The sequence below is a fragment of the Sphingopyxis indica genome, assembly GCF_900188185.1.
Lineage (GTDB): Bacteria > Pseudomonadota > Alphaproteobacteria > Sphingomonadales > Sphingomonadaceae > Sphingopyxis > Sphingopyxis indica.
In genome coordinates, this window is record NZ_FZPA01000015.1 from 19,886 (window position 1) to 36,001 (window position 16,116).

Consider the following 16,116-nt stretch of genomic DNA (forward strand, 5'->3'; position numbering starts at 1 on the left):
AAGCGCGTGTGTCCCCGCGAAGGCGGGGACCCATCTCCGATCGGCTCAAGATAGGGCGGCCGGGAGATGGGCTCCCGCCTTCGCGGGAGCACACAGGCTTATCCGGTCAAAGATGATCTCATGCTTTGGGGTCCTGAGCCTAATCCGACAGCAACCGCTTCAACCCGTGCAGCGCGACGACCTCGTCGCCGACGCAGACCGGCGCCGCGATCAGCCGCACCCAGCGCGGCCGCGCCAGCGCCGGGCCGATTTCGACGTCGAGGGTGAAGCCGCGCCGATGCGCGATCGCATGTGCGCGCAGCCGCTCCATCGCGGCGCGCGACCCTTCGCAATATTGCGCAACCGCATAGGGACGCGTCGCCGCGACGCCGCGCGCGAGGCCGAACATGTCGTGGACCGCGTCCGACCAGCTCAGGCGGTCGTTCAACAGGTCGCAGTGCCACGTTCCGATCCCCATGGCGGCCGCCACCTCGGGGTTCAGGTCGGACGGCGTATCGGCAGTTCCGGGCGGGCGCCCCCCGTCGCGCTCGACCCAGCCGAGATCGAAGTGCCGCGCGCGTTCGAACAGCGGCCAGCTGTGGTGCAGCGGCAGCGGATAGCGATGCGGTATCACGTCCATGACAGGCCCCCCGCGCCCGACTATCGCCGATCGCGCCCGGCGATCAAGCCTGTTCGCGCAGCTTCGCCATCATCCGCTCTTCCTTCGCGATCCACGGCGCGAGGCTCGGCCGCGCGAGGATCGCCTCGCTCCACGCGGCGATCTTCGGATAGCGCGCCGGGTCGGCGGCAGCGCCGCAATGGCGGATGTTCATCAGCGGCGACACCGCGGCGAGGTCGGCGAGCGTCAGCCGGTCGCCGACCAGGAAGCCCGACGCCGGGATCGCGCTTTCGAGATAGTCGAGCAGCTTCGGCAATTCCTCGGCCTCGGCAGCGGCCGCGGCGGCAAGGTCGCCCTCGCGGCCCAGAAAGCGCGGCGCGACGATGCGGTTGAAGAACATCTTGCCGCCGCACGCGGCGAACACCGTATCGCCGAACTCGTCCCACCAGATCACGCGCCCGCGCTCCTGCGGATCGGCGGGGATCAGCGCGGGTTCGGGATATTTGGCCTCGAGATAATGGATGATCGCGCTCGAGTCGGCGAGGAGAAAGCCGTCGTCGTCCATCGCGGGCATTTTGCCGAGCGGCGAGGCGGCCCGGAAACCCGGGTCGGGGTCGCCGATGCCGACCCCCTTCAGCTCGAACGCGATCCCCTTCTCGCCGAGATAGCCGAGCAATTTGCGCACGAAAGGCGACACCACCGAACCATAGATAATCATCGCGTCCATCCTTTTGCCATTGTGCGGGCACCATAGGCTTCGGGTTGCGATTCACAACCCATGCCGGCGCGCCCCTTATGCGGGCCGAAACGAGTGCAAAGCCGCTTGCTATCAGCCGCTTGGCGTGAAACAATTTGGTCCCAAGGGGCGGTACTGGGGCGGCCTTCGGACAGGATTATTTTATGCGCCCATCCGCTTGGGCAGACCGGCTGATGGCCTTTTCGGTCCGCGCGATCGGATTTGTCATCATTCTTGCCGCCCTCGCCGGCGCGACCGCCAGCTTCATCTACAACAAGACGCAGGAAGCCGACCAGGCCGAGCGCGTCGCGATGCTCGTCAACGGCCGGCTGCGCGATCAGCTCGCGGTGCTCGAGGGGGTGCGCGCGCTCTATCAGTCGGACATGATCGACGGCGGCCCCGGCATCCGCGCCTATCTTGCCGCGCTCAGGCCGCAGGAGCGCGCGCCGGGGATGCAGGGCGTCGGCATCGCGCTCGCGATGCAGCCGGGGAAACCGGCTCCGGTCGAGGACCGGCTGCGCGAAAATTACGGGCAGGTGCTGCGCGTCTGGCCGCAAACCGATCAGGCGATCGGCTTTCCGATCATCCTCATCGAACCCGACGATCCGCGCAATCATCGCGCGCTCGGCTATGATATGTACAGCGAGCCGGTGCGGCGTGCGGCGATGCGCCGTGCGTGGCACTCGGGCCAGCCCGCGGCGAGCGGCGTCGTCGAGCTGGTGCAGGAAGGCCGCATCGCGAAAAAGCAGCCCGGTTTCCTGATCTATGTTCCCATCTATGCCCGTGTCGCGACATGGGAGGACGCGCTGCGGCCCGCGCCCCTGCCGCGCTTCGACACCGACGCCGAGCCCGCCGATGTCGTCGCGACCAGACAGGGCGCCCGGCCGATCGAGGGCTTCGTCTATGCGCCCTTCCGCATCGGCGACTTGATGGAGGCGGTGCTCGGCCCCGAACTCGAACATATCGACGGGATCGAGATACTGACCGGCGACGGTCCGCAGGCGAAGCGCATATTCGCCCACGGCCGCATCGGCTGGGACGCGCATGAGGAGCGACTGCGGGTCGCCGACCGGCAGTGGGTGATGCGCATCTCCTATGGCCGCTTCATCGACCGGCTCGGACGGCCGCTCGCAATCCTGCTCGCCGGCTTCGCGCTCGCCTTCCTCGCGATCCAGCTCCACAAGCTCCAGCAACGCCGCCTCGGCGCCTTCAAGGCGCTTGCCGAGGAACGCGCGCGCCACGCCGAGGACCGCGAGCTGATGATCGGCGAGATGGCGCACCGGATGAAAAACGCCTTTGCGCGCATCGGCGCGCTCGCGCGCATCACCTTACGCGAATCCACCGATCTTGCCGATTTCGAAACGCGCTTCGACGGCCGGCTGCGCGCCCTGTCCGATGCCAAGCAGATGCTCGTCACCGGCGCGGTCGACACCGTCGACCTCGGCGCCCTGGTCCGCCGCGAACTCGAACTCGCGGGCTGGTCCGCCGAACGCCGCGCCGCGCTCGACGGCCCCGAAGTCCGCCTCCATGACGACGGCGCGCAGGCCTTCGCACTCGCGATCCACGAACTCGTCACCAACAGCGTCAAATATGGTGCGCTCGCCGGCAAGGGCGAGCTGGCGGTCGCATGGCGCCGCGACGGCGACACGATCGAATTCGCCTGGACCGAAAGCGCCCTCCCCCAAACCCCGCATTTCGACACCGAAAGTTTCGGCACCCATTTCATCCGCACGATGATCGAGCGCCAGCTCGGCGGCAGCTGGCGGCGCAGCGCCGCCGACCACGCCCTGTCGGTGGTCATCCGCTGGCCGGCGCCTACAGATTGACAAGGCCCCGCCCCGCGGCAAGAGAAACCGCGAGGGAGAATGACCAGGTGAGCGGAAAATTGATGCGCCCCACATCGTTCGACGTCGCCGAGCGCGCGGGCGTGTCGCAATCGACCGTGTCGCGCGCGCTGAGGAACAGCCCCGGCGTCAATGCCGAAACGCGCGCGCGCGTGTCCGCCGCGGCGCGCGAGCTCGGCTATGTCGTCGACCGCCACGCCTCCAGCTTGCGCCTCAAGAGCAGCGAGACGATCGCGCTCGTCACCATCTGCCGCCCCGGCGAGGACCGCAGCGCGATCAACCCCTTCTACTTCGCGCTGTTGGGCAGCATCGCTGCCGCAACCTCGGCGCGCGGCTTCAACCTGCTTGTCAGCTTTCAGGAGAGCGAGGCAAATTTCCGCGCCGATTTCGTCGCCTCGGGCCTCGCCGACGCGATGATCGTCATCGGCACGACCAGCAACCGCGCCGCATGGGATTATTTCGCCGACGCGCAAGCCGCGGGCTTCGACTTCACCTGCTGGGGCAGCCCCGGCGACCCCTTCCACTGGATGCGCAGCGACAATGACATCGGCGGCCGCCTCGCCGCCGAGCATCTCGTCGCCAGGGGGCGCCGTATCCTCGCCTTCGTCGGGCCGCAGCGCTCGCCGCAGCGCCAGTTCGACGAGCGCCGCGACGGCTTCATCGCCGCGCTCGAAGCGCGCGGCATCACCCCCCTGATCGCCGAACCGCCCGCCGGCCCCGACCGCCATGCGCAGGGCGTCGCCGCGGCGCGCGAACTGCTCGCCGCGCATCCCGACATCGACGGCATCTTCGCGGCGAGCGACATGCTCGCGCTGGGGGTGCTTCAGGGGATCAAGGAAACGGGGCGCAGCGTCCCCGGCGACGTCGCGCTGATCGGCTTCGACGGCATCCGCGCCGGCACCCTCGCCGACCCTGCGCTCACCACCCTCGAGCCCGACCTCGACGCCGCGGGCGAAGCGCTTGTCGCGATGGCGCTCGAAGATGCCGACCACAGCCGCAGCGGCACGCGCATCCCCGTCCGCCTCGCGGTCCGCGGCACCGCCTGAGCGCCAACCGACCCTCCCGACCCCCTTGCATTTCCCGCCCTCCGGCGTAGGGAAGCGCCGAACATAAACCGCGCGCGCGACTCCCCTTTGCCCCGCTCTCCCGGCCGGGCTTGCGGGCGGTCATTCCCCGCCGCGCCCGACAAGGGAACTGCACATGACCACCACCGGCCACGACACGCTTGGAACCCGTTCGACGCTCGACGTCGGCGGAAAAAAATACGCGTACTATTCGCTCGACAAGGCGGCGGCGAAGCTCGGGGACGTGTCGCGGCTGCCCTTCAGCATGAAGGTGCTGCTCGAAAATCTGCTGCGCTTCGAGGACGGCGGCTTCACCGTGTCGACCGACGATGTGCAGGCACTGATCGACTGGCAGTCGGACCCGCGCTCGGCCCGCGAAATCCAGTATCGCCCGGCGCGCGTGCTGCTTCAGGATTTCACCGGCGTTCCCTGCGTCGTCGACCTGGCTGCAATGCGCGATGCGATCGCGAAGCTCGGCGGCGACACGTCGAAGATCAACCCGCTCGTCCCCGTCCACCTCGTCATCGACCATAGCGTGATGGTCGACGAATTCGGCACGCCGAAAGCGTTCGAGCGCAATGTCGAGATCGAATATTATCGCAACGGTGAACGCTATGACTTCCTGAAGTGGGGGTCGAAGAGCCTCGACAATTTCAAGGCGGTGCCGCCGGGCACCGGCATCTGCCACCAGGTCAACCTCGAACATATCGCGCAGGCGGTGTGGTCGAGCGAGGACGGATCGGGCGAAACCGTCGCCTATCCCGACACCTGCGTCGGCACCGACAGCCACACGACGATGATCAACGGGCTCGGCGTGCTCGGCTGGGGCGTCGGCGGGATCGAGGCCGAGGCGGCGATGCTGGGCCAGCCGGTGTCGATGCTGATCCCCGAGGTCGTCGGCTTCAAGCTGACCGGGCAATTGAAGGAAGGCGTGACCGCGACCGACCTCGTGCTCACCGCGACGCAGATGCTGCGCGCCAAGGGCGTCGTCGGGCGCTTCGTCGAATATTACGGCCCCGGCCTCGACAGCCTCAGCCTCGCCGACCGCGCGACGCTCGCCAATATGGCGCCCGAATATGGCGCGACCTGCGGCTTCTTCGGCATCGACGACAAGACGCTCGACTATATGCGCCTGACGGGGCGCAGCGAAGAGACGGTCGCGCTGGTCGAGGCCTATACCAAAGCGCAGGGTCTGTGGCGCCACGCGGGTATGCCCGACCCCGTCTTCACCGACACGCTCGAGCTCGACATGGGCAGCGTCGTGCCCAGCCTCGCGGGGCCGAAACGCCCGCAGGACAAGGTCGTGCTCACCGAAGTCGACGACGTGTTCAACGCCGACCTCAAGAAGCTCTACAACAAGGATGCGGCAAAGCGCGTGCCGGTCGCGGGCAAGGATCACGACATCGGCGACGGCGACGTCGTGATCGCCGCGATCACCAGCTGCACCAACACCTCGAACCCCGGCGTGATGATCGCCGCGGGGCTCGTCGCGAAAAAGGCGAACGAGCGCGGGCTGAAGCCCAAGCCGTGGGTCAAGACGTCGCTGGCGCCGGGGTCGCAGGTCGTCACCGACTATCTGGCCAAGGCGGGGCTGCAGGACCATCTCGACGCGATCGGCTATAATCTCGTCGGCTATGGCTGCACGACCTGCATCGGCAATTCGGGGCCGCTCGCCGAGCCGATCTCCTCGGCGATCAACGGCAACGACATCGTCGCCGCGTCGGTGCTGTCGGGCAATCGCAACTTCGAAGGCCGCGTGTCGCCCGACGTGCGCGCGAACTTTCTCGCCTCGCCGCCGCTCGTCGTCGCCTATGCGCTGAAGGGCACGGTGACACAGGATTTCACCACGACCCCGATCGGGCAGGACAAGGACGGCAAGGACGTGTTCCTCGCCGACATCTGGCCGACCAATCAGGAAGTCAGCGACGCGATCGCGGGCGCCGTCGACCGCGACATGTTCCTGGGCCGCTACGCCCATGTCTACAAGGGCGACGAGCATTGGCAGAAGATCGAGGTCGAAGGATCGGACACCTATCAGTGGCGCGCGGGCAGCACCTATGTCGCGAATCCGCCCTATTTCGACGGCATGGAAATGACCCCGGCGCCGGTCGCCGACATCGTCGGCGCCAAGCCGCTCGCGATTTTGGGCGACAGCATCACCACCGACCACATCAGCCCCGCGGGTAGCATCAAGGCAGACAGCCCGGCCGGAAAATGGCTTATGGAACATCAGGTCAGCAAAGCCGACTTCAACAGCTACGGCTCGCGCCGCGGCCACCACGAAGTGATGATGCGCGGCACCTTCGCCAACATCCGCATCAAGAATGAAATGGTCCCCGGAATCGAAGGCGGCATGTCGCGCTACAAGGGCGAAGTCATGCCGATCTATGACGTCGCGATGCGCCACAAGGCCGACGGCACCCCGCTCGTCGTCGTCGCGGGCAAGGAATATGGCACCGGCTCGTCGCGCGACTGGGCGGCGAAAGGCACCAACCTGCTCGGCGTCCGCGCGGTGATCGTCGAAAGTTTCGAGCGCATCCACCGCTCGAACCTCGTCGGCATGGGCGTGCTGCCGCTCCAGTTCAAGGACGGCGACACGCGCGAGACGTTGGGCCTGACCGGCGACGACAGCTTCACCATCACCGGCATCGCCGACCTGAAGCCGCGCCAGACGGTGACGGTCGAAGTCACGCGCCCCGACGGCTCGACCTTCGCCTTCGACACGCTCTGCCGCATCGACACCGCGAACGAGCTCGAATATTATATGAACGGCGGCATCCTGCACTATGTGCTGAGGAAGCTCGCTGCGTGAGCGAAAAGACGGCGGAGCCGGCGGCCGGAGAGGCCGCCGACGAGGTCAAGGACACGGTCTCCGAAAAGGTGACCGAAACCGCCAGGCACTGGCGCTGGACCCTGCTCCGCCGTATCGTTCACTTCCGCGAGCGCTGGGCCGAGGAAGTCGCGCAGATCGACCAGGTCGCGGTGATCGACAAGATCGCCCACGACGGCGACTGGTCGAACCGCTTCGCCTTCATGACTTCGATGTCGGCGGCGATCGCGATCCTCGGCCTGTTACAGAACAGCGTTGCGGTGATCATCGGCGCGATGCTGCTCGCGCCGCTGATGGGTCCGATCGTCGCGCTTGGCTTTGCGATCGCAACGGTCGATTTCCGCTGGATGAAGGATTGCGTGCTCACCCTGCTCGGCGGGGTGCTGCTCGCACTGCTGCTTTGCGTCGTCATCGTCAAGGCATCGCCGCTCGAGGCGGTGACGAGCGAAATTGCCGCGCGGACGCGACCCAATCTCTTCGACCTCGGCGTCGCCTTCTTCTCGGCGCTCGCGGGCGCCTATGCGGTGGTGCGCGGGCGCGAGGGGACGATCATCGGGGTGGCGATCGCCACCGCCCTGATGCCGCCGCTCGCGGTCGTCGGCTTCGGGCTCGCGACCGCGCAGTGGAGCATCTTCGGCGGCGCGCTGATGCTCTTCTTCACCAACTTCATGACGATCGCGCTGTCGGCGGCAATCGTTGCGCGCGCCTATGGCTTTTCGGCCACCTTGTCGCCCGACCAGACGCGCTGGCAGACCTTCATCATCGTCGCCTCCTTCCTGCTTCTCGCGGTGCCGCTCGGCTTTTCGCTGCGGCAGATCGCGTGGGAAGCGACGGTGCAGACGCAGGCGCGCGCCGCGATCCGCGACATCTTCCCGAGCCCCAGCCGGATCACCGATTTCGCGGTCGATGCGACGGGATCGCCGATCGTCGTCCAGGCGTCGGTCCTCACCCGCGCCGCGCAGCAGGGCGCCGACGCCAAGGTCGAAGCGGCAATCGAGAAGCGGCTGAACCGCGATGCGAGCGTGACCCTCGACCAATATCTGATCGGCGCCTCGGTCGATCTTGCCGCGGCGCGCAGCGGCATGGAACAACTGCGCGACGTCGCGGCGCGCGCAGAGCGCGACAATGCGGCGATCAGCCACGATCTCGCGCTGCTCGCCGGGGTCGCAGAAAGCAATGTCACCGTCGACAATGAAAAAAAGCGCGCCACGGTCCGCGCGGCGCGCCTGCCCGATACCGGGCTCGCCGCCTATCGCGCGCTCGAACGGCGGCTGCAGACCGCGCGCCCCGGCTGGACGATAGAACTCGTCCCGCCCGCGCTGCCGCTCCCCTCCGTCATGGTCGCCGACGACAAGATCGTAGACGGCTCGGCCGCCGACTATCAACTCCTGCGCTGGGCCGCGACGCGCGGCATCCTTCCGGTCGAACTCAGCGGCCCGGGGGCGGCGATGTTGCAGAAAATTCTCGAAGGCGACGGCACATCGGTTACGGTCGCGGACGACGCGGCGAAAGGCGGCGGCACCGTGACGGCCAAATGGCAGATGCCGGACGCGGGTGATGGTTCCGCTGGTGGGCGCTGACGGGCTCGAACCGCCGACCCTCTCGGTGTAAACGAGATGCTCTACCAACTGAGCTAAGCGCCCCATCGCGTGGGAGCCGCGCATTTGCTGGCGTTTCAGCGTCGCGTCAAGCGCAATCTGGCGAAAGCGACCCGAACGAAAAGAAAACGAACGGCGTCGAGAGTCCCGCACAGGTCCCGCACTATGTTCGTCGCCTGTTCCTCTGGATCACCCTCCCCTTACGCATGATCCGCTCGCCCCCGCTGCTGATCGGGTTTTTACTGTTGGGGTGGCTGTATCTGCGCGAGCAGAGGGCGAGGAGGGGGCTTTGCGCAACATTGCCAAAGGCTATTATGATGGCGTTGAGGTGATGCATCTCAGTGCGCATCATCATGGAGGATTTCAAAAATCGCTTGCGCCGCCCCAAAATGTCCTATATAGGACATTTATCGGCAAGGGAGATGGTCCCGGTCGAAATAGCAAGGGCAATGGAGGCCCGGCAAGATGACAAACGCTATTTTCTCGAAGGCCGAAACGCTCCGCCGCATGATCGCCGAACGCGGTCTGGCCGTTGGCGGGCTCAACACCAGCATCAATCGCAACGGCGGCTACAGCGCCTATTTCGATTGCGCCGGCGGCGACCGCATCCGCGTTTCGGATCACGACACGATTTGCAACGATTCGTGCAAATGGTGGGGCGACGCCGATGAGCAGACCGTCGATGCGTTCGTCGCGCGGCGCTTCTGGAACATGGCTGTTTCGGCCGAGCTGACCATCATCAGCCACCGCGCGCATGAGCGCAAGGAAGCCGAGCGCCGCGCCGCTTTCGAGGAACTTCAGGATCGCGCCGACGCCAACAATGCGATGCTCGCCGCCGCCGGTTATGATGTTTCGACCATGACGAAGAACCAGCGCAAGGACGCGCTCAAAGCGCTTCGTCGCGGCGCTATGCAACCGGGCGCTTGACGATGGCGCGAAAGACCGGCCCTCTTGCCCGTATCGACGCGCTGCCATCGCCCCGCGCGGTGGCAGTGGCGACGGCGCTCAAAATCTACGCCGACGCCGAGGCAGGGGTGTGGCAGAAGCATTCGCAAGGATGATAGCTCCATGACCCGCGAAGATTTCATTTCGAACGGCGTCGCGTGGCACGGGTCGGCTGTCGGATGGCAGGTGGCGCTTGCCCGCGCGCTCGATGTCGATGCCCGCACGATCCGCCGCGCAGTGAAGGACGGGCCGACCGACCGCCTCGCGCGCGCCGTGCTGGCGCTGTTCGGCGATTCCGCCCCGGCGCGCGTGCCCGCCGAATGGATTTGCGGCGACGGCAGCGACGGCAGCGAATATCTGGTTCACGTCCTGTCGCCGCGCTTTCTCTGCCTCGTGCTGACCGAGGACGAATATCGCCTGTTCGACGGGCAGAAGGACGGCGACTATTGGACCGGCACCGCCTGGCTCACCGGCTTCCACTGGATCGACCGCCGCCCCGAAGACCTCGCCCGCTGGATGGAGCGCGCGAGCGACGCGCTCGATCATTTCAGCTGATGCCCCGCATCTGGCCAGACCCCCGCGACGACAAGCCGGAAAGCCCGTGGTGGCCGTGGTTCGTCGGCGCTGTCATCGCCGCGATGATGCTCGGCAATCTCTTGAACGGGCTCAGCGGCCGCGGCTGGAACTGGTAGGCGGCCAACGAATCATTGCGAACACCTCCGCAACGCGCAACGATGCCGCATGGTCAACATGACGCCCCCGAACATGCCGCCAGCCCTTGCCGCATCATGGCGCCGTTGCGAGCAACGATGTCCGAAAGAGACCGCGCGGCTTGTCTCCGAGTTCACGGAGAAGATGATCGAGCTTGACCGGATAAGCGAGGGTGCCGGGATCGAGCGGACGCTGGATTTCTAGTCTGGCAAACGCTCCGCAGTGCAAATCCTCAGCGCTGCGTCCGCCCTGTCGGCATAGGCGCCCGGCCCCGCATATTCGAGCAGCTTGGCGCCGACGATCCGCAGCGCATCGCGTGCATCCGATGGCAGCGCTCCGATTGGTGCGGGTCGCGCCGGAACCTCTACCGGGCACGGCACCTGCACTTCCTTGACGACCTCAACGGTCTGGACGCGGACGCCGGCCTGTTCGTGCGCGCAGCCCGCCAGCGCGAGCGCCGCGGCGATGCTAAAGACCCGACAGCGCATCCGTCACCTCCCCCGGGGTATCGCATACCCCCTCATTTTGCCCCACGGCGGCGCGCAGGACGTCGATGCGGGCCTGAGTGGACCGATACCGCCTGTCAGCGGCCGCTTGCGCCTGCGCGGCCTCGGAGCGGGCGTCCTCCAGGGCCTTTGCCCTTGCCATGCTTTCGGCGTTCTTCTGCTCGAGCGCGTCGGAGAGGGTTTTGACCGACTTGAGCGTTTCCGCATGGGCTGCGATCTCGCGGTCGAGTTTGAATTGCAGTTTGTCCGCCATCCCGTCCGCGCGCCACAGCATGAACGCCAGCACGGCAGCGACGATGACGAACAACCGCCATGGATCATCGGCGATCCACTCGAACGCCTTGCGGAACAGCTTGCCGGTGCCGGACAGGATCGAGAGCAGCCTGATGGGCATTTCTACTCTTTCCGCTTCATTTCGCGGACGCCGAGAATTTCGAGGCCGCTATGGATATAGAAGTCTGTCTTTCCGCCGGGTTCGACGACGACAATGTGCGCCGATTTCTGATAGTCTGGCTCGCCTTCGCGAAGCGTCACCTCCACCGGCCAGCCGGCATGGGCGTCAACAGTTACCTTGGTCGTCATTTCGCGTCTCCTTTGCGATGATGAAGGGGTGGTTCAGGCCGAGCATTTCCAGCTCCCGGAACTTTGCGAACGCAGCCAGCGGAAGCGGCAGAAGGCATAGGCGACGATCGCTATGTCGGCGCCGATGAAATGCCATCCGGCCTCGACGCCGCGCATCGCGTTATCGAGCAATGCCGGGGACAGAAGCGCGAGCGCCAGCCCGAGCACCCATTCGCAGAAGCCGTTCCAGCGGCCCCTGAGCGTTATCACCTTCGGCATGGACTCGTGCCAGGTCACGAGCGCCATCGCGCCTGATGCGAGCGCCAGCACAAATTGTATCGCGATATTCATCGGTCGGCTCCTTTGCCGAAGCCCCCCGGCAGTTTGGCCAGCCAGTCCTTGAGCCCTCCCCCGAATGCGACGAACCCTTCGGCGAGCGATTGCGAGAGACCGCCGGAAACGGCCATCTGCGCCTGAATGCTGAGCTGTCCCCACAGCCAGACGCCCGCCGTCGCTTCGTGCAGGCCCGCCGCGAGCAACGCGAAGAAAGCTCCCGCGAACAGCGACAGGACGATTCCCTTGCGCGTCTCCGCTCCGCGAAAGGCCCGCACCGCATAGGCGGCGCCAAGCGCGAGCAGCATCCCCCCTGTGAACTCGGGCACCGGGGCGGCCACCCCGAGCGCGAGCAGGATCGCCGCGATGATGCCGTTCGCCTCTTGTCCGGTCACGCAAGCAACTCCTTCGCCTTCACGAGCTGCGCCTCACGGTCGCCCAGCCCGTTGAATCCCCCGTTGATCAGCTTCGTTATGCCGCGCACATTGTCAGCATCGGCGAGGGTGTTGAGCCCGTTGCGCTTCCAATATTCGAGCGCCAGATGCAGGCCGATCGACGGAACTGCGGCAATCTCGGGATGGTTTTCGATGTCGATGCCGATGCGCTGGCCATAGGTGCGATAGTTGGCGCGGCCCGTTATCTGGATCGGCCCACGGCCCTTGTAGCGCTTGCCGTCGCCGGGGATGACATTGCCAAGGTCTTTGCGCCCCTCATAGGCCGAACCGCTGGCGATCTCTTCCATGTAGCGGAACCCGCCGCTTTCGTGGACGAGCTGCGCCATGAGGTGAGCGAGGCGAAGCGGGCTGTCCATGATCCCATAGGCCGGGAAGTGGACGTTCGCCGACAGTGCAAGCTCCCCTGCCCGTTCAGGCGCCGCGCCGAAGCGAGCGAACAAAGCGCGATAGGTGTTGCGCCCGATGATGCCGTCAGCGGTCACGCCGAGCGCGGTTTGCAGCTTTTTCGCGTCGATCATACCAGCACTCCCACAATCGCAGCCCCGCACGCGAGACCGAACAGCCACCAACGCCACCGGCTCGGGGCCAGCGCGAGGCCGCTTCTGAGCCCCCGCCAATATTCATTTTCGCCGTGGACGAACTCCAGTTGCGCGACATGATTGCGCCAGCGTTCGTCCGCCGCAGCCGTCGCGTCGCGCTCGACTTGTTCGAGGATACTCACCACAGCTTCGCCCCCTTCCCGGCCCGAAGCATGACAAATGCCACCGCCAAACCGGACAGCCACAGCACCGCAGGCGCGCAGAGCAGAAGCCACCATGGTGACACGAACAGGCCAAGCGGGAGGCCGGCGATGAGGGCGATGACCATCGCCATCTGGGCTTCGTTGTTGAGGCCGGTCATGGTCCTATCCGCGCCGCATCAAAGCACTTCGCCGATGGAATCGACCCACGCCTTCGCATCGGCGAAGATCGTCGCGATCTCCGACGCCGAAAGTGCCCGGTTCCAGACGCCGGCGAACATGATGTGCGCGGTTCCGGTGTTGTAGTTGCCGCTCCACGGATCGCCGCCGATGCCGATCGCCTGCCCGCCGTCGCGCGCGATGGCCGTCGTCGAGCCCGATGCGCCCGCCTGTGTCAGCGGGAAGGCGTCGCCGAGATCGCCGGTGACGATACCGGTGTTTCCGGCCACGGTGCCGGGGGTGTAAGCGCTCCATCCCTTCCACGGCCGCAGGATGGCGCCGTTCGGAACAGGAAGCGCTGCGAAGGTCCAGTGGTCGGCGCGGTAGGGATCGGCGTTGGTCGCGATGACGTTGGACCCGCTTTGCCCCGACCCGCCGCCAGCAACCGACTGGATGCCCTGAATATCGCCGCTGCCCGTTCCCGTGCGCGAGATAAGCGACGACCCGCCGAAGATGGTGGCGGTGCTGTCATAGTTCCCGACCAGGTGCGAGGTCGTGGTCGGCGCCAGCGTCGGGTCGGCGTTCGGCGGCGACTTGAAGACCGCCATATAGGTCAGGCCGCTGTCGTCGCCCGATGCCTGCGCCGTCGTGCCGTCGAAGGGCGTCTTGTAATAGTTGGCGCCGGTAAGCGAGGAATATTTGGCACCATTCGTGGGCGTGCCGACCGCGACGAGATCGGCGCCGCCGCAGATGTCGTCGCCGATGCTCTGCCCCGGTTCGAGCAGGTCGGTGGCCAGTGGGTACAGCGCATAGGGCTTGACCCGGAACGGCGTCGCGAAGTTGCCGAGGCCGAGGCTTTCGAAGGCGTTGCCGCTATCGGGCACGATCAGGCGAAGGGTTCCCATGGGTCAAAGCTCCAAAACGAAGGGCAAGGCGAAGTCGTAGATCGGGTCGGTTCCGGCGCCGCTGTGGATCGGCGTCCAGCCGAACTTGTCGCGGATGGTCGTGCGCGGCCCCGTCACCGGGCCGACGCCATCGGCCGTGCTGGGCGTCATCCCGCCGATGACACGCGGGCGAAGGCCAGTCGGGGCACCGGACAGGTCGATGACGAGGTTGCGGCCATCGACGGAAACAGCCGAGATCGACGGCGCCGACCCGCTGCCATCGTCGAACTCGAGGCCGTGATTGGTAATGGTCGTGACGTAATCGCCGCTGGTGTCGAGCACGAGCGCGGTTCCGTCATCGCCGCCGCCCGAAGCCGGGCCGCCGCCCTGCGTATCGAACGGGATGACGATCTGCGTCGCGGTCGCGAAATAGGGCTTGTCGGTGCGCGACGGGCGACAGCCGCGCCATCCGGTGCCGATCAGTTCCGCCCATGCGACCTTGGCCAGGTTGAGCCCGCACCAGTAATGGCCGGTGTTGTTGCGGTGGAGCACATCACCGCCAGCCGTCGAATGCGGATAGGCATAGGCGGGCGGGGCGACGCGGATATTGTCGACGCCATCGAGCGCCATCATGCCGCGCAGCACGGGCGCGTCCCAGAGGTCGAGCACGGCCGAACCGCCCGAGGGCAGCGGAACCGAGCCGTTGAGGCTGTCGGGATTGTAGGAGATGGGCTGTAGCACGACGATCGGCGCGGTGGCCTCTCCGGTGCGCTCCATGATGTCCTGCTGCACGCCGCGGAAAAACGCCTGCGCCATTGTCGTCCACCAGCCAGCGTTCATGCCGAAGAACTTGTCGGCATCGCCTTCCGAGCCGATCCAGCTGACAACGGTCGTGATCTTGCGGAACCCGCGCTCCCGAAGGCCGGTCACGGCATCGTCGACGCCAGCCAGCATCGCCTCGTAGCCGTCGGAGCCGCGCTTCAGCGCCATCATCGGCTGACCGCCCACGCCCGCGGCAAAGCCAACGACGGTCGGCAGCGCGCTGAAGGTGTCGTCATGCTCGCGGATGAAGTGGTTCACCATGGCCGAGACGGCGGTTTCCTTGAGCGATCCCGACGAGACTTCCTTGAGCGAGGTCAGGCTGTTGCCGCCGGTCGTCACGCGGGGCGAGGCCCCGAGCATAAGGGCATTGTCGGCATAGGTCGGCGTCGTCGAGATCAGGGCATCGGCGTCGTTGTTGGTGCCGATCGCGTTCGACTGGCCGAAGATGACGAACAGATAGGCCGCCGATTCGAGGTTGGCTTCGCGGCTATAGGCATCGCTGTCGCCATAGGACCACGCGGACGGCTCGATATCATAGGTCGAGGCCGGTGCGCCCGATCCTTCGCCGCCGCTGGGGTTGGCGAGGTCGAAGATGGCAAGCGCATTGCCTTCCTCGTCAGTGATGGCGAGACGGTCGGCGCCGGCCTGCCGCACGAGACTGCCGCCCGCGGTCAGGGAATCGCTGCGGATCTGGTTGATATCGGGGTGATCAACCTTCGTCGCCGAGACCGTCATCGCCGCGTTGCCGTCTTCGTCGGTGATCGCGACAGAAGGGATTTCCGACGATTGCTTCTGCACGATGTCGGACACCGATGCGGCGGCGGCTTCGGCTTCGTCGACGAGGGGCTGGATTGCGGTTTCAAGGGAATCGGCGAACGATGTGTCGATCTGCCACGCGCCCGACTGGACGATCCAGAAGGTATTGTTGGCCGGGTCGCCGTCCGCATAGACGCGAGCCTGCTTGCCGTTATCGTCGGTGGTCACCGCCGGCAGCTCGGTGACCGTCGCATAGGCCGGGATCCCGCTGACGATGCCGGTGATATTTTCCTGCAATTCAGAGATCGCGGCCAGAAGCCCTTCGCGCGAAGGCTCGAAATCGGGTTTCGGAGGATTGCCGAAAAGTGCGTCTCTGGCTGTTTCGACGGCGCCCATAGCTCACCTTTGTAAGAATATTGCGCTGTCATACACGCACACGCAACAATCGACAAGCGCGCCGAAATTATCGGAAAGCCGTCATCCGGCGCTGTCATCCTTCGGCGGCGGCACAGCCTCGCCCTCTTCGATCGGGATGAGCTTGCCATCCTTGCGGACGGCGCCGGCGATGCGCTTGG

Annotated in this window: 21 protein-coding genes and 1 tRNA gene; 9 read left to right on the forward strand and 13 right to left on the reverse strand. The window is 66.2% G+C overall.

What is annotated here, in order from left to right:
• Positions 1-139 precede the first annotated feature (139 nt).
• Entirely contained in the window at positions 140-619 is a 480-nt protein-coding gene (locus CHB69_RS16500; RefSeq protein ID WP_170935607.1) for a hypothetical protein, read from the reverse strand.
• Between the two features lie 43 nt (positions 620-662).
• Positions 663-1,316 carry a glutathione S-transferase family protein gene (locus CHB69_RS16505; RefSeq protein WP_089217116.1) on the reverse strand — a complete coding sequence of 218 codons (654 nt, stop codon included), beginning with the start codon at positions 1,314-1,316 and terminating at the stop codon, positions 663-665.
• 182 nt (positions 1,317-1,498) lie between these two features.
• On the opposite strand from CHB69_RS16505, the gene CHB69_RS16510 reads away from it, so the two are divergent.
• The 4 genes from CHB69_RS16510 (at position 1,499) to CHB69_RS16525 (ending at position 8,652) form a co-directional block, all read left to right on the forward strand.
• Positions 1,499-3,160, forward strand: coding sequence for a CHASE domain-containing protein (locus CHB69_RS16510; RefSeq protein ID WP_089217046.1), 1,662 nt, complete (start codon positions 1,499-1,501; stop codon positions 3,158-3,160).
• Between the two features lie 47 nt (positions 3,161-3,207).
• Positions 3,208-4,224, forward strand: coding sequence for a LacI family DNA-binding transcriptional regulator (locus CHB69_RS16515; protein WP_245836897.1), 1,017 nt, complete (start codon positions 3,208-3,210; stop codon positions 4,222-4,224).
• A gap of 154 nt (positions 4,225-4,378) precedes the next feature.
• Positions 4,379-7,054, forward strand: coding sequence for an aconitate hydratase AcnA (acnA, locus tag CHB69_RS16520; protein ID WP_089217048.1), 2,676 nt, complete (start codon positions 4,379-4,381; stop codon positions 7,052-7,054).
• On the forward strand, positions 7,051-8,652 hold the full coding sequence (locus CHB69_RS16525; protein ID WP_089217049.1) for a DUF389 domain-containing protein: 1,602 nt from the start codon (positions 7,051-7,053) through the stop codon (positions 8,650-8,652). Before acnA ends, CHB69_RS16525 begins: the two co-directional genes overlap by 4 nt.
• On the opposite strand, the gene CHB69_RS16530 is transcribed toward CHB69_RS16525, so the two are convergent.
• Positions 8,640-8,715 (reverse strand) — tRNA-Val (locus tag CHB69_RS16530). The genes CHB69_RS16525 and CHB69_RS16530 overlap by 13 nt on opposite strands.
• Before the next feature lie 420 nt (positions 8,716-9,135).
• Between CHB69_RS16530 and CHB69_RS16540 the strand changes: the two genes are divergently transcribed.
• The 5 genes from CHB69_RS16540 to CHB69_RS20255 are packed head-to-tail and all read left to right on the forward strand — an operon-like array spanning position 9,136 to position 10,530.
• Positions 9,136-9,597, forward strand: coding sequence for a hypothetical protein (locus CHB69_RS16540; protein WP_141134021.1), 462 nt, complete (start codon positions 9,136-9,138; stop codon positions 9,595-9,597).
• 2 nt (positions 9,598-9,599) lie between these two features.
• Positions 9,600-9,731: a hypothetical protein gene (locus tag CHB69_RS20685; protein WP_281252666.1), complete on the forward strand. Its 132-nt coding sequence runs from the start codon at positions 9,600-9,602 to the stop codon at positions 9,729-9,731.
• 7 nt (positions 9,732-9,738) lie between these two features.
• Positions 9,739-10,170 (forward strand): hypothetical protein, encoded by a 432-nt coding sequence (locus CHB69_RS16545; protein ID WP_089217052.1) that lies wholly within the window; start codon positions 9,739-9,741, stop codon positions 10,168-10,170.
• Positions 10,170-10,307, forward strand: a complete 138-nt coding sequence (locus CHB69_RS20250; RefSeq protein ID WP_170935608.1) for a hypothetical protein — start codon at positions 10,170-10,172, stop codon at positions 10,305-10,307. The genes CHB69_RS16545 and CHB69_RS20250 overlap by 1 nt, the downstream gene beginning before the upstream one ends.
• Positions 10,308-10,356: 49 nt before the next feature.
• The gene (locus CHB69_RS20255) at positions 10,357-10,530 is read left to right on the forward strand and encodes a hypothetical protein (RefSeq protein ID WP_170935609.1); all 174 of its coding nucleotides are present in this window, start codon (positions 10,357-10,359) and stop codon (positions 10,528-10,530) included.
• On the opposite strand, the gene CHB69_RS16550 is transcribed toward CHB69_RS20255, so the two are convergent.
• From CHB69_RS16550 to CHB69_RS16595, 10 genes are read right to left on the reverse strand one after another with little or no spacing between them, the layout of a single operon-like run.
• Entirely contained in the window at positions 10,527-10,814 is a 288-nt protein-coding gene (locus CHB69_RS16550; RefSeq protein WP_089217053.1) for a hypothetical protein, read from the reverse strand. The two genes, CHB69_RS20255 and CHB69_RS16550, sit on opposite strands and share 4 nt — an antisense overlap.
• A complete protein-coding gene (locus CHB69_RS16555) occupies positions 10,795-11,226 on the reverse strand; it encodes a hypothetical protein (protein ID WP_089217054.1) in 432 nt (143 codons plus the stop codon). The genes CHB69_RS16550 and CHB69_RS16555 overlap by 20 nt, the downstream gene beginning before the upstream one ends.
• Positions 11,227-11,228: 2 nt before the next feature.
• A complete protein-coding gene (locus tag CHB69_RS16560; protein ID WP_089217055.1) occupies positions 11,229-11,414 on the reverse strand; it encodes a hypothetical protein in 186 nt (61 codons plus the stop codon).
• Positions 11,415-11,447: 33 nt separating this feature from the next.
• Positions 11,448-11,744, reverse strand: a complete 297-nt coding sequence (locus tag CHB69_RS16565) for a hypothetical protein (protein WP_089217056.1) — start codon at positions 11,742-11,744, stop codon at positions 11,448-11,450.
• Positions 11,741-12,121 carry a hypothetical protein gene (locus tag CHB69_RS16570; protein ID WP_089217057.1) on the reverse strand — a complete coding sequence of 127 codons (381 nt, stop codon included), beginning with the start codon at positions 12,119-12,121 and terminating at the stop codon, positions 11,741-11,743. Before CHB69_RS16570 ends, CHB69_RS16565 begins: the two co-directional genes overlap by 4 nt.
• Entirely contained in the window at positions 12,118-12,699 is a 582-nt protein-coding gene (locus CHB69_RS16575) for a glycoside hydrolase family 19 protein (RefSeq protein ID WP_089217058.1), read from the reverse strand. Before CHB69_RS16575 ends, CHB69_RS16570 begins: the two co-directional genes overlap by 4 nt.
• On the reverse strand, positions 12,696-12,902 hold the full coding sequence (locus CHB69_RS16580; RefSeq protein WP_141134022.1) for a hypothetical protein: 207 nt from the start codon (positions 12,900-12,902) through the stop codon (positions 12,696-12,698). The genes CHB69_RS16575 and CHB69_RS16580 overlap by 4 nt, the downstream gene beginning before the upstream one ends.
• Complete coding sequence (locus CHB69_RS16585) at positions 12,899-13,081, reverse strand: hypothetical protein (protein ID WP_089217060.1); 183 nt, start codon at positions 13,079-13,081, stop codon at positions 12,899-12,901. The genes CHB69_RS16580 and CHB69_RS16585 overlap by 4 nt, the downstream gene beginning before the upstream one ends.
• Positions 13,082-13,099: 18 nt before the next feature.
• Positions 13,100-13,984 carry a hypothetical protein gene (locus CHB69_RS16590; RefSeq protein ID WP_089217061.1) on the reverse strand — a complete coding sequence of 295 codons (885 nt, stop codon included), beginning with the start codon at positions 13,982-13,984 and terminating at the stop codon, positions 13,100-13,102.
• Between the two features lie 3 nt (positions 13,985-13,987).
• Complete coding sequence (locus tag CHB69_RS16595; RefSeq protein WP_141134023.1) at positions 13,988-15,838, reverse strand: hypothetical protein; 1,851 nt, start codon at positions 15,836-15,838, stop codon at positions 13,988-13,990.
• Positions 15,839-16,116: the final 278 nt, after the last annotated feature.

Coding starts and splice junctions, on each gene's coding strand:
- CHB69_RS16545 (WP_089217052.1), top strand. CDS start 9,739: ATGACCCGCGAAGATTTCATTTCGAACGGCGTCGCGTGGCACGGGTCG.
- CHB69_RS16550 (WP_089217053.1), bottom strand. CDS start 10,814: ATGCGCTGTCGGGTCTTTAGCATCGCCGCGGCGCTCGCGCTGGCGGGC.
- CHB69_RS20250 (WP_170935608.1), top strand. CDS start 10,170: ATGCCCCGCATCTGGCCAGACCCCCGCGACGACAAGCCGGAAAGCCCG.
- CHB69_RS20255 (WP_170935609.1), top strand. CDS start 10,357: ATGGTCAACATGACGCCCCCGAACATGCCGCCAGCCCTTGCCGCATCA.
- CHB69_RS20685 (WP_281252666.1), top strand. CDS start 9,600: ATGGCGCGAAAGACCGGCCCTCTTGCCCGTATCGACGCGCTGCCATCG.
- CHB69_RS16505 (WP_089217116.1), bottom strand. CDS start 1,316: ATGATTATCTATGGTTCGGTGGTGTCGCCTTTCGTGCGCAAATTGCTC.
- CHB69_RS16510 (WP_089217046.1), top strand. CDS start 1,499: ATGCGCCCATCCGCTTGGGCAGACCGGCTGATGGCCTTTTCGGTCCGC.
- CHB69_RS16540 (WP_141134021.1), top strand. CDS start 9,136: ATGACAAACGCTATTTTCTCGAAGGCCGAAACGCTCCGCCGCATGATC.
- CHB69_RS16590 (WP_089217061.1), bottom strand. CDS start 13,984: ATGGGAACCCTTCGCCTGATCGTGCCCGATAGCGGCAACGCCTTCGAA.
- acnA (WP_089217048.1), top strand. CDS start 4,379: ATGACCACCACCGGCCACGACACGCTTGGAACCCGTTCGACGCTCGAC.
- CHB69_RS16585 (WP_089217060.1), bottom strand. CDS start 13,081: ATGACCGGCCTCAACAACGAAGCCCAGATGGCGATGGTCATCGCCCTC.
- CHB69_RS16555 (WP_089217054.1), bottom strand. CDS start 11,226: ATGCCCATCAGGCTGCTCTCGATCCTGTCCGGCACCGGCAAGCTGTTC.
- CHB69_RS16500 (WP_170935607.1), bottom strand. CDS start 619: ATGGACGTGATACCGCATCGCTATCCGCTGCCGCTGCACCACAGCTGG.
- CHB69_RS16575 (WP_089217058.1), bottom strand. CDS start 12,699: ATGATCGACGCGAAAAAGCTGCAAACCGCGCTCGGCGTGACCGCTGAC.
- CHB69_RS16565 (WP_089217056.1), bottom strand. CDS start 11,744: ATGAATATCGCGATACAATTTGTGCTGGCGCTCGCATCAGGCGCGATG.
- CHB69_RS16560 (WP_089217055.1), bottom strand. CDS start 11,414: ATGACGACCAAGGTAACTGTTGACGCCCATGCCGGCTGGCCGGTGGAG.